Raw genomic sequence first — 12,361 nt, forward strand, 5'->3', positions numbered from 1 at the left:
GTGATAGCGCTTAGAAATACAGAGTATTTGGCTTAGTAAATTTATTTAGTTAATTATGAAACACCTTAAAGTATGGGAGTTTTTGAAAAATATGTAGCTCGTAGCTTTTTCTTTTGGATGCTTCGTTTTTTGCGTACCAAATATGAAAAGGTGGAAATTGCTTTTATTGCTCATCATACGGAAGCGAAAGAAGTTACAGAGGATGCATTCTTTTCTAAAGGAGAGAGCGGCGGAACCATCTGTTCATCGGCCTATCGTAAAGCTTTGGAAATTATCGATGCACGATACCCGGTGAGCCAGTATAACATCTATCCGTTTCATTTTTCAGATGGGGATAACCTCACGTCAGATAATGAGCGGTGCGTAAAATTGGTGAAGGAATTAATGGAGAGATCGAATATGTTTGGATATGGTGAAGTAAACCAGTATAATCGCCACAGTACTCTCATGTCGGCCTATCGTCACATTAAAGATCCGAAATTCATGTACTCAATCATTCGAGAAAAAGGTGAGGTTTACAAGGCTTTGAAACAGTTTTTTGGTAAAAAAGAAGTAGAGGTTTACTAGAAAAAATAAAAATTCACAATAAAATCCCCTGTGGTTAATTATAGGTATGAATCCTTATTTTAAAGGAAACAGACATAATCAACCAAAAGGGGATTTTTTGTAAATAAATGGTTAGTACGTTTTTATGTAACTTACTTCCCTATCCAACTTTAATCATACTCATACAATTTTATCATGTGAACAGAATGGAAATTCTAAAGGTTAAAAATGAAACATTACCTACTCCACTGAAAATAGCTTGTAACTGATTTGACAAAAGGGGAGTTTTAGTTTGAAGAAAGTAAGGATGATTACATCCTCGGTGCATGTGACAACCCAAACATTCTTTTTGAAATGAGGTTTATTTCCATATGATACAAGAGGATTAGGTATAAAAATACTTTTGACAACAGTAATTTTTTCTATTTCTATTTTGTACCATCTATCATACAATTTCAATTACCCTCAAGGACTGGAAACCTTACTTGGAATAACAGCTTCTATAGTCATGAAAGAGAGAAACTTCTCAAGCGTGAAGATATTAGGATCTTTGGAACTTTGTCTATAAGCTGAAACCCGGACGTGGATCCGGGGTATTTGTATTGTTTTAAAGTGTCAAATAATCCATCTCAAATGGTGATTATTTGACACTTACGTTAAAGCAGATATTTATTTTTGGCCCTGCTGGTAGCTTGTAGAACGAATCTAGAATAAGACTGAACTCGTAAGAATCTATTTACAGTTTTACGGCGGAATCCGATAAATTGCCCGATTTCATCCAGTATTAGCAGATTCGTCAAAGTGGTGGGAGCAATATAGAATTTAAACCAAGTTTGGGGTTTTCACATTTTGTGGGTTAAGTGATCAATTTGATGTTGTATCATTCGTAGCTTTTCCTGAAGCTCCTGATACCATTCCCATGCCTAGTGGACTAGAGCAAGCAACAAACATGGCAACTTTCAATGTATTCTTTAAAGACCTTACTGCTAGTGACTGATTTAAAGGTTGGAGTAGCATTGCGGTTAGTGGAGACCTAGCAAAAGGGGATCTAGACAAAGCATTCCCTCCAACCAACACAGTAACATACGCGGAAGCATCTACTGAATGATCTAGACATCATGAAACAAACAGCTTTAGAAGTACTTCCAGGTGTTTATGGTTATAACATCGCTTAATTATATAAGTAAATGTATGGATAGCTTAGAGGTCAAAGTCTCTTATCTGTCTAAAACATATATGTTATGTAAACAAGGGAATGAGATACTTCAATATACGATATTTGGAGGGGTTGTAAGTGAATAAAAAAGTAATCCTATCAGTGCTATCTACAGCACTAGTAACTAGTATGGCTACTTCTGCTTATGCAGCAGATGGCGGTGTATATATTGGTGGAAACGTAGACAGATACTATTCTGACAAAGCACTAATTAAACAAACTCATAAATTTGTAGCAGATTTATATGATTCTGGTTTAAAGAATGTTGAAAACAATGTTCTTTATGTAAACTGGGATGGGGAAGTAGCTACTTTACAAGAAATGATGGTTGCTAAATTAGCGGGAAAAGAAGTTGAATACAAAACAGTAACTAGCAAAGATTTCGAAAAAATCGGTGGAGAAAAAGGTTTCTACGCTGTAGATGCTAAAGGTAACGTTTCTACTGTAAAAGAAATGCAACCTGAGCAAAAATCACTTACTCCAGAAGCTATTGTTACTAATGCTACTGAGTTTAATATCGCATTACAAAATCCAAATGTGAAAACCATCATTTTGGGAACAGATATTCAAGGAGATATTACTGTAGCTCGTAGCATCATCATTAAAGGTTCAGGCAAAAAGATTATTGGCGATCTGAAGATTACGAATGTGGACAAAAATAATGTGGAGTTAAGCGATGTTACTGTTGAAGGAAAAACAATTGTAGGGTAGGTATAGATCCACAATGCTTTTTTGGAATATTAGGGAGATTGATAAATTCTTTTATCATCCTCTCCTTACATATATGAGGGAGTGAATAGTAATGAGTAAGTTTAATTTCAAAAAATTATCGGTATTAGCTGTTCTTTCTACTGCTGCATTTAGCATGATTGTAACACCTGCATTTGCAAAAGTTACGGTAACGAATTCTACATTCAATGAGGTAGTTGTAAATAAAGCTACCGAAATTGAATTTGATAATAAAGTTAACGTTTCTAAAATACTATTTAATACATCTGATGTAACGGTCATAGGATTACCTTCTACTACAAATATTCAAGTAGGAGAGAATGTGGATACTGAAAAGATAGGTGGTTTATCGAAAGAGCAGAAAGACAACGCAAAACGAGTAGTCCCTGCTATCACTAATCAAGTAGTAGCCCCTGTCATCAGTAAAGTTGAAAAAATTACGATCACTAGCAAAGCTAAAGGTAGTGTTGTTAAGAGTGTAAAATTAAATTTACCAACTGCTGGTGGGAATAGCTATAAAATTTTAAAACAAAATCAGGTATTTGATACACCAAATAAAGGTGATAAGGCCCCTATTAAGGCAGTGGCTTATATTTCTGGAAATGATATCACAGATGCACAAGCTAATGAGTATGTTGGTGTTTATGAAATAGACGGGTCCAATAACATTGTGAAGTTCGTATCTGTTCAGTTGGAAGCTAAGGATATCAAAGCTGCGCCGGTTGTTGCTCCGACTATCAGTGGTCAAGTAGTAGCAAAAGGTAGTGCTTCTGGGACAACAAAAGTAACCTATACGGTAGGCAACGGAAACAGCTTGAAATATAAACTAGCAGATAATGCATTCATGTCACCAAATGTAGGTGAAGCCCTTCCAGGTAGCGAGCAAGACTATACTTCTGGTAAAGACATCTCGGCTAAAGCAGGCCAGCATCTAGGTCTTTATGAAGTAGATGGAGCCAATAACATTGTGAAGTTCGTCTCTATTGAGTTGGGAGCTCAGAATATCAAAGCTACTCCAGTTGTTGCTCCGACTATCAGTGGTCAAGTAGTAGCAGAAGGTAGTGCTCCTGGGACAACAAAAGTAACCTATACGGTAGGCAACGGAAACAGCTTGAAATATAAACTAGCAGATAATGCATTCATGTCACCAAATGTAGGTGAAGCCCTTCCAGGTAGCGAGCAAGACTATACTTCTGGTAAAGACATCTCGGCTAAAGCAGGCCAGCATCTAGGTCTTTATGAAGTAGATGGAGCCAATAACATTGTGAAGTTCGTCTCTATTGAGTTGGGAGCTCAGAATATCAAAGCTACTCCAGTTGTTGCTCCGACTATCAGTGGTCAAGTAGTAGCAGAAGGTAGTGCTCCTGGGACAACAAAAGTAACCTATACGGTAGGCAATGGAAACAGCTTGAAATACAAACTAGAAGATCATGCATTCACGCCACCAAATGTAGGAGAAGCGCTTCCTGGTGGCGAGCAAGACTATACTTCTGGTAACGACATCCCGGCTGAAGCAAACAAGTATCTAGGTCTTTATGAAGTAGACGGATCCAATCACATTGGGAAGTTCGTATCTGTTCAGTTGAAAGCTAAGGATATCAAAGCTGCGCCGGTTGTTGCACCGACTATAAGCGGTCATAACGTAGAGGCAGGTAGTGCTTCTGGGACAACAAAAGTAACCTATACGGTAGGCAATGGAAACAGCTTGAAATATAAACTAGCAGATCATGCATTCACGCCACCAAATGTAGGAGAAGCGCTTCCTGGTGGCGAGCAAGGCTACACCTCTGGTAAAGACATTTCGGCTAAAGCAGGCCAGCATCTAGGTCTTTATGAAGTAGATGGAGCCAATAACATTGTGAAGTTCGTCTCTATTGAGTTGGGAGCTCAGAATATCAAAGCTACTCCAGTTGTTGCTCCGACTATCAGTGGCCAAGTAGTAGCAGAAGGTAGTGCTCCTGGGACAACAAAAGTAACCTATACTGCAGGCGAAGGAAACAGCTTGAAATACAAACTAGAAGATAATGCATTCACGCCACCAAATGTAGGTGATGTTCTTAGTGGAGGGACTGACTACACCTCTGGTGGTGACATCCCGGCAACAGCAAACAAGTATCTTGGTCTCTATGAAGTAGGCGGGTCTGATAACATTGGGAAGTTCGTATCTGTTCAGTTGAAAGCTAAGGATATCAAAGCTGCGCCGGTTGTTGCACCGACTATAAGCGGTCATAACGTAGAGGCAGGTAGTGCTTCTGGGACAACAAAAGTAACCTATACTGTAGGCAATGGAAACAGCTTGAAATATAAACTAGCAGATCATGCATTCACGCCACCAAATGTAGGTGATATTCTTAGTGATGGGACAGTCTACACCACTGGTGAAGACATCAAGGCTGAAGCAAACAAGTATCTTGGTCTTTATGAAGTAGACGGATCTAATCACATTGTGAAGTTCGTATCTGTCCAGTTGAAAGCTAAGGATATCAAAGCTGCGCCGGTTGTTGCACCGACTATAAGCGGTCATAACGTAGAGGCAGGTAGTGCTCCTGAGACAACAAAAGTAACCTATACGGTAGGCAATGGAAACAGCCTGAAATATAAACTAGAAGATGATGCATTCACGCCACCAAATGTAGGTGATGTTCTTAGTGATGGGACAGTCTACACCACTGGTGAAGACATCAAGGCTGAAGCAAACAAGTATCTAGGTCTTTATGAAGTAGACGGATCCAATCACATTGTGAAGTTCGTATCTGTTCAGTTGAAAGCTAAGGATATCAAAGTTGCGCCGATTGTTGTTCCGACTATAAGTGGTCATAAGGTAGAGGCAGGTAGTGCTCCTGAGACCACAAAAGTAACCTATACTGTAGGCAATGGAAACAGCCTGAAATATAAACTAGCAGATAATACATTCACGCCACCAAATGTAGGTGAAGCCCTTTCAGGTGGCGAGACAGACTACACTTCTGGTAACGACATCCCGGCAACGGCAGGCCAATATCTAGGTCTCTATGAAATAGACGGGTCGAATAACATTGTGAAGTTCGTATCTATTCAGTTGAAATCTGAATATTTCGGAGTAGACAATGGCGATAAAATTGGTAACTAAAGATTAAAGAAGATTAAATTGATCCGCTCAGAGTTTGTCTCTGAGCGGATAATTCTATATGCGCCCAGCATGGGAAATACACGTTCAAAGTGTTGCTACAGGTACATGTTATGTTATGGGGAAACGCCTATGCTTTGATTAATTAGGGATTGATGGAGGTAACTACCGATCTGAAATCACATAAAGTGTGGTAAATAACAACCTTGCCAAATAGAGAACAACGTAAAATTCCGTGGTTTGATTTACTACATTTAAAGGCTATTAGTAAGACAGGATTAAAAGGACTTTCTCCTATTTCATTCAGTAAACTTAGAAAAGATTGGAATACAACAAGCGTCAAATAAATTCATTGGAGTGTTTTATAGATATTTATGATTTTAATGTAATATAGTAATTAAGTAATCTATATTCTTAAAAGGGAGGTGATTCATATGAAAAAATATTTTGTTGTAGTAATGATTCTAATAACAGTGTCTGCTATTGTGTTTTTTATAAAGCCGAAATTAGAATTCGGAACACAAGCAACAAATGAGGATAAAACATTTTTATTGCTGGCACTTGGAAATGTTGGGATTGCGGACATAAAAATCAAAAATGTTGAGGTAAATCAGAAACAACCTTTAAAAGCAAAAATTCAACTAAAAACGGATAAAAAAGAATTTCATCTGGAATCTGAAAATTTTGATAGTAAAAAATTCGATTCAATCAATATTCAAAACGCTATTATAAGTAAACACACACCTATTTCATATGATGATGAGTATAAAGGTGCGAGATATGCTTTAATGTTGAAACAAGAAGAACCAATCACCACAGTGACGATTGATTATTCCTATTTAGGGATAGATTTTAGTACAACATTGCCTATAAATAGAATTCAATAACTAGCAAGGATTGTTTAGGAAGCACACGGGGCGAGAGAATCAGGCAAGTTAGATGAGGTACTTAAACATGCAGGCAAAACCTAGGAATTACATAAACAGCTTGTTCGAACATACTCTTACAGTTGAAGCTACAGACAAGGAATGACATATATTCGATCCTGCACATTCAAGAGATTCGAAAATAAAAAGGGTAGGCTGCATCTGACATCGTGAAGTACGCTTTTATCAAGACAACGTTGACATGAACTGTATGGAGAAAGACTTTTGGAATGCAATTACGCAGGGGGAAACAACTGTGGATAAAATGTTAGCAGATGAACTTATGTTGGTATTGAAAACACAATGGAAAGTTAGTGACGCAATGGGGATGAAGGAACAGGCGAAATATCCTTGGTGAGCTTGCCGATGGGGTAAGGATTGCAAGCGGACAGGAGCCGCAAAACGTATACTAACAAGGGATTAGCTCTCGACAACAGGAAAAAGCAACATAAATGGTCAAAGATGTCCATTGAAAAAAAGGGCCCTCAATAATTTGAGGCTTTTTTTGTTTGAATAGTAACTGAACTATAACAATTTTAGCATCATTTACAAAAATAAAAAGGTATAACTTAATAAAATAAAAATGCAGAGCATAAGAAAGCTAGGATTTTTTCCTTATCTTTTATAGTAACTGCTCATTGCTAATAGAGCTGTGATTATAAAGAATACATTCAATAAAAAAGAATCAGACTTAATAAGAAATTGGTTCGACAAGATACCATATGAAATTCCAATTACACTAATAGCTAATAGAACCATAAGCACTATCCTAGAAATCATATTTTAGATAACTTCTTTCTGTTCTTTAATACTGAGAATAATACCATGCCAATTTGAAACGGTATTTATTCTCAGTATTTTCTTCGTGTTGTATACCGGTTTACTTCTTTTGTTTGTTAAAGAAAAATAACAGATCAATTAAGATTCCAAGTAGTATGTATGATACAAAATGTATAACATACCCTCCCAATAAAATTTTTCCTTCAATTTGATTATCATTTATTATCCAATCCCGAAATGATTCCTTATAGACCATATAATCTAGAAGAGGGTTCAATCCAATTAATAATATATGTTTTTGGTCATTTCCATAAAAATCGTTTAAGCAGACTATAATACTTAAAATTCCCAGCCAAAACCAAACTTTTTTAAAAATAACCATCTTTGGTATTCCTTCTTTCCTTTTTAATTAGCACTAATTTAATATGAGGAAAAAGAGACCGCATATAACCTATTGCGGTCTCTTTTTTTCTACCAAGAACCTTGTTTCAAGATACGACTTAACTCATCTGTATCATAAATATCAAAAGGAGCATATCCACCTATAGCAGCAGTTGGATTTTGATCTCTAAAATTGATATCAGCACCATAGTAATATGCTTGCCAAACTATTTTAGAACAATAAGTTTGAGTAAAACTAGATAATTTTGCTGTTAGACCATAAGTAGCATTTTTATAGTTCTTCACATAGAGACGCGCCCAGTTTCCTGCATTATATGCATCTCTTTTGCCACCATTATAACGATATACTTTTTCATTTGGATAATCACGGAACCATTGTTCAATACTAGTGTTTTCAGGATGGTATCCGTATCCAGCAATTGAGGTAACTTCATAATTATCGTTTACTATTCCTGCGTGACCTGTGAGACCGGCTGAGGTTGTACTATTAGTTAGTTAGAGGGGGGATGAACCAAAACAAAGAAATGCCCGAATATAAGGGATTCGGACGTTCGCTCTCATAATAACTAGATTTCATGCCATAACAAAAATAAAAAACAGAAAATAAACGATATAAATGACTAGTACATGTATATGATATCTAGTACAAATTTTTTGAATGAATGGGGCAATGAATTTATCCGCTAATTTGAACAACAAATATAACAAAACTAAGTCGATAAGCAAGAGAACATAAATATTTTCGAACGAATTCCGTAGTAAACGATCAATAAAAACGAGTATACCCAAAACAATGAAATAGGAACACGATGAATATTTCTCTATTTTAATAAACTTTCCTTCCTTTCATATATAGGAGGGTGAAGAGGAAAATGCATCATCTGTATTCTGGGCCATAAATAATTTCGGCACTTGAGCCAGGGCCTTCAATTACTGATGCCTTATTGTGATTCAACACACTGTCGTACATACTATGCAAGTGATTTTCCTTTAATGGACTAAGGCCTGTAAAAGTTATCCCATTATAGGTATAAGAGTATTGATTTTTACTAACCGATACCTTTTTGTTCTGCTCAATAGGAAGATTGTTATTCGCTATCGCTCCTGATGCAAAAGCAGATGTGGAAAAGCTTAGTGTGGTCAGTAGAGAAAGTACACTTAAAGAAATTTTTTTCATTGTAATAATCGCCTTCCTTATTGTTTTATTATAACTTAATTCCAAAAATATCCATTTTATAAATTGTTGATTATACTTGTTACATATTGATAAGATTGATCCCATATCAATATGATGAAACATTCTAGCTATCTTCAATGAATAGCTGAAAAACGGCTTTATTTTGTTATACAAGGTTTTCCGTACAGCTTATTCACATGTGCGACAACTACTTTTCCAATAAAAAATATTTTTTCCCCTTTGAACGCAAGGGCATGATAAACTTGAATGGAGCATTTTTTAAATGCTTAGAGTGTCGGGGTGTTCCTAAGCTTTCGTCGGGCCTATGGGAACATCCCGTTTTTATTACCTGTTTAAATTCCTTCTCTCGACGTCTATCGTCGTCCCATGCTAACATCTTTCAACTCCTTTCTATGAGTATTCCTTCTTTGATATCCTCCTTTCTCTGGCAACCACAAAAATAATAAAAATAATTGAATTTTCTGTATTTTACATTGATTACCAGTTGTTAACCTAATTATATATCAGTATAAACAAATTTTCCTAACAGAAATTTTGTTTAATTTTTTCAAAAAAAAGAGAGGATATCCTCCCTTCTACCAACCTTCCCCGAAACTATTTGTTGATGCGGCAGATTGATTCGTATTTAGACTCGATGTTGATATTTCAAAACCCGTTCCGATAAAGCCTAAGAAGGACAGAATCGTTAGTGAGGATATTATTATCTTTTTCATTTTGGTTATTCCCCCTTGCCATAATATTAATAAACATTTCTTTGTGTTCTTCTGAAGGGTTATACTGATAAAGCCTAAGAATGATGCTTCTTATTCGCTCTACATTTTTAAACATTAATGCTAATTGTAGGGCCTCTAAATTATAATGGAACCCCTTATTCTTATCCCCCCTTATTAAATAATATGAAGATAGTGCTTGAAATAGCCTTAATTTAAATTTTTGATTGAGCTTGTCTGTTTTACAAGATAATTGTTCGATTTCTATTTCGTAATCTTGTAAAAGTTTCTTAATTTTTTCGAACATTTCTTTTTTAAGATATGTTTCAAGCGCAACGGGTAAAAATGAAAACAATTTTGCCTGATCGGGTGAGATTAATGTAAGGATTTCATCAATAACCTCTAATTTACCCATTTCCACCAAAATCAGAAGTTCATTCAAGCGAGAGATTTCCTTATAGTAATCACCATATACAGAGTATTCCTTAGTTATTTGTAAAGCTAAGTCGAAATTTTTTGACTCTTTATAACTGAAAGATTCATGAAGTAAAGCTTCTGCGATATATTTTTGGTTACCTTCAATTATTGCAAATGCTTTTAACTCTTTGGAGTAATGAAGCAACTTATCCCACTTTTCTACCACATTATAAAAGGTCAATATTTTATAGTAAGCCTCAAATTTATGCTCATGTGGAAGTAAAGGGAGATATTCTTGAAGCTGATGCAAAGTTTCATATCCAGAGACAGTAAGGTCTACATCTCTTGCTATGATAAATCGTCTTAAATAGGCAATCGCTAATCGTTCATTCCGTGTGGTACTATTGACTATTACAATGTCATACAAAGGGAGACTGTAATTTCTTTGATCGGAGGAAAAAATGAATTCTGCCATCTTAAAAGTATTATCAAGGAGTCTTTTTCTGTCAGTATCCTCATTGATTAATGCCATAATCCCTTTTGTAATGTCATATCGTTCAGCTTTGATACAACTTATGAAAAATTCTGCTGTTTTAATAGGGGACATTTTTACCGATTCATTAAAACAATCCCCTAAAAATTCCTCATAAAAAGTATCTTCTTGTAAGTCCAAAGCTTTAGTAACAGCCACTAATTGAGAAAGCGTTATTTTTTGCTTGTTGTTAAGTATTTGACTGATGGTTACTGAATCAATTTCAGTTGCTAAAACAAGGTCTTTTTGCTTCCATCCTTTTTTGTCAAGTGTATCTTGCAAACGCTGGCGCAATTCTATTTGCGCAACTTGATAATTGTATTCCAAGACGTGCATTAACCTATCCCCCTTTTATTTTAGAACGTTCCTATTTGTGGAGGTGTTCCATGCGGAAGTTTGGTATGTACAGTTGAATGATAGAAGTAATGGTATACATAGCTTCTAAAGACATTTGCTTTGTATTAGTGGCATAATGCGATATCATTCTAGCCGATAAACCTGTTCGTCTCGCTAACTCAGCTTGTGCCACATCATTTTGATTCAGAATGGGTTGTAATAGGCATTCCCCACGTAGGTAAGTGCCATAGGGGATTTTGGGGTGAATTTTTATTTCTTCTAGTAAAAACCTCTACTTCTTTTTTACCAAAAAACTGTTTCAAAGCCTTGTAAACCTCACTTTTTCCTTCGAAGTCGAATATATGAAATTAGTGACGATACGCGGAGATGAGAGTACTGTGGCGATTATACTGATTTACTTCACTATATCCAAACATTTGCTTAACGGATAACGCGCGTCGATAATTTCCAAAGATTTACGATAGGCATATGAATAGATGGTTCCGCTGCTCTCTCCTTTAGACTAAGTATTCACCCGATTGCATTTGGACAATGATCTAAAATTCTATAGTCAAATATAATAACAGGAAAAATGATGGATAACAGGAGGAATTTACTTTGTATAAAGCTAGACAGTCCTCATGCGATAATCAAATTCCACTTTTCTATCCATTCCAATACGGTCAATATGGAAAACAAAATTCTTCTTACTCTCCCCGTATGACATATAGCCTGACAATAACGGAGGAGGAGTGATCGACGATGGGGCTTCATTTCCGCAATAGGACCAACGTAGGTTTGCAGGTGGTCTACGCCTACTCCGATCCCAACTGTGAGGGGAGAAACAAATGGTCGAAGAAGGGGTGGTATCAGGTGGCTCCGGGGAAAACAGTGCAGGTTTGGAGCGGGTGGGCCAACGGTAAAAAATTCTTCTATTATGCCGAGGATACAAGTGGTCTCGGACGTACGTGGTCGGGTGAGTTTGTCACCCCAATCCCTTCTAGAGCTTTCGATTGGTGCTGGGACACAGGCAGTACCGACAGCAGAGATTTGGGACTTAAGAAGTTACAGATCCCTAGTCAAATTCCGCCCATTCTAGACTACACAATCAACCTTCGATAAAAAGGGAGGGATAAAGCGCTATTTTTCAATCTACTGAGGAATAGTGCTTTTAACTTTTTTAAAGATATAGTAATTCTTGTTATTAATAAATAAAGTAGGACATATCCATATGACCATCAAGCTATGCCAGTTTTTCTTTTTCAAACTAGGCTATTCCTTGTATATCATGCATGATTGCTAGATAGGCTGGTTCTTTTATGAAAACGATTCCGCTTTCTAGCAGAGGGGAACTGTATCTACTAGTTCAATAATTGCAATGATATGCTACGCTTAATAGGAAAGGATACAATGTTACCGTATCCTAAAACCGTTACTAAAATATGAACGATACCATTGACTGA

At 36.4% G+C, this 12,361-nt stretch carries 8 protein-coding genes and 2 pseudogenes; 5 read left to right on the top strand and 5 right to left on the bottom strand.

The features are described 5' to 3' along the window. Window positions 1-69: 69 nt before the first annotated feature. Window positions 70-567: pseudogene (locus tag ACQV1I_RS04740) on the top strand (DUF444 family protein); the annotation flags it as partial. Window positions 568-1,410: 843 nt separating this feature from the next. Here the strand turns inward: ACQV1I_RS04740 and ACQV1I_RS04745 are convergent. Continuing rightward, entirely contained in the window at window positions 1,411-1,602 is a 192-nt protein-coding gene (locus ACQV1I_RS04745) for a hypothetical protein (RefSeq protein ID WP_161555147.1), read from the bottom strand. A gap of 238 nt (window positions 1,603-1,840) precedes the next feature. Between ACQV1I_RS04745 and ACQV1I_RS04750 the strand changes: the two genes are divergently transcribed. The 3 genes from ACQV1I_RS04750 (at window position 1,841) to ACQV1I_RS04760 (ending at window position 6,484) form a co-directional block, all read left to right on the top strand. Further along, entirely contained in the window at window positions 1,841-2,473 is a 633-nt protein-coding gene (locus ACQV1I_RS04750; RefSeq protein ID WP_116335332.1) for a pectate lyase-like adhesive domain-containing protein, read from the top strand. 91 nt (window positions 2,474-2,564) lie between these two features. Further along, on the top strand, window positions 2,565-5,600 hold the full coding sequence (locus ACQV1I_RS04755) for a hypothetical protein (protein WP_438769113.1): 3,036 nt from the start codon (window positions 2,565-2,567) through the stop codon (window positions 5,598-5,600). Window positions 5,601-6,031: 431 nt separating this feature from the next. Further along, on the top strand, window positions 6,032-6,484 hold the full coding sequence (locus ACQV1I_RS04760; protein WP_116332899.1) for a hypothetical protein: 453 nt from the start codon (window positions 6,032-6,034) through the stop codon (window positions 6,482-6,484). A gap of 1,290 nt (window positions 6,485-7,774) precedes the next feature. Here ACQV1I_RS04760 and ACQV1I_RS04765 read toward each other — a convergent pair. From ACQV1I_RS04765 to ACQV1I_RS04780, 4 genes and pseudogenes are all read right to left on the bottom strand, one after another. Beyond that, complete coding sequence (locus ACQV1I_RS04765; RefSeq protein WP_116332901.1) at window positions 7,775-8,155, bottom strand: hypothetical protein; 381 nt, start codon at window positions 8,153-8,155, stop codon at window positions 7,775-7,777. Window positions 8,156-8,582: 427 nt separating this feature from the next. Further along, window positions 8,583-9,005, bottom strand: a complete 423-nt coding sequence (locus ACQV1I_RS04770) for a hypothetical protein (protein ID WP_438769114.1) — start codon at window positions 9,003-9,005, stop codon at window positions 8,583-8,585. Between the two features lie 543 nt (window positions 9,006-9,548). After that, window positions 9,549-10,898 carry a helix-turn-helix domain-containing protein gene (locus ACQV1I_RS04775; protein WP_116332903.1) on the bottom strand — a complete coding sequence of 450 codons (1,350 nt, stop codon included), beginning with the start codon at window positions 10,896-10,898 and terminating at the stop codon, window positions 9,549-9,551. A 296-nt stretch (window positions 10,899-11,194) separates the two neighbouring features. After that, window positions 11,195-11,421: pseudogene (locus ACQV1I_RS04780) on the bottom strand (sporulation protein YhbH); the annotation flags it as partial. Window positions 11,422-11,660: 239 nt separating this feature from the next. On the opposite strand from ACQV1I_RS04780, the gene ACQV1I_RS04785 reads away from it, so the two are divergent. Then, window positions 11,661-12,020, top strand: coding sequence for a DUF1036 domain-containing protein (locus ACQV1I_RS04785; protein WP_116332907.1), 360 nt, complete (start codon window positions 11,661-11,663; stop codon window positions 12,018-12,020). Window positions 12,021-12,361 lie beyond the last annotated feature (341 nt).

Origin of the sequence: Brevibacillus sp. JB24b (assembly GCF_051713385.1) — a bacterium.
GTDB classification, from domain to species: Bacteria; Bacillota; Bacilli; order Brevibacillales; family Brevibacillaceae; genus Brevibacillus_B; species Brevibacillus_B laterosporus.

What these genes read in the sequence shown, in the direction of transcription:
- ACQV1I_RS04775 (WP_116332903.1), bottom strand. Translation starts at nt 10,898, where the DNA reads ATGCACGTCTTGGAATACAATTATCAAGTTGCGCAAATAGAATTGCGC.
- ACQV1I_RS04785 (WP_116332907.1), top strand. Translation starts at nt 11,661, where the DNA reads ATGGGGCTTCATTTCCGCAATAGGACCAACGTAGGTTTGCAGGTGGTC.
- ACQV1I_RS04760 (WP_116332899.1), top strand. Translation starts at nt 6,032, where the DNA reads ATGAAAAAATATTTTGTTGTAGTAATGATTCTAATAACAGTGTCTGCT.
- ACQV1I_RS04755 (WP_438769113.1), top strand. Translation starts at nt 2,565, where the DNA reads ATGAGTAAGTTTAATTTCAAAAAATTATCGGTATTAGCTGTTCTTTCT.
- ACQV1I_RS04770 (WP_438769114.1), bottom strand. Translation starts at nt 9,005, where the DNA reads ATGTTTCATCATATTGATATGGGATCAATCTTATCAATATGTAACAAG.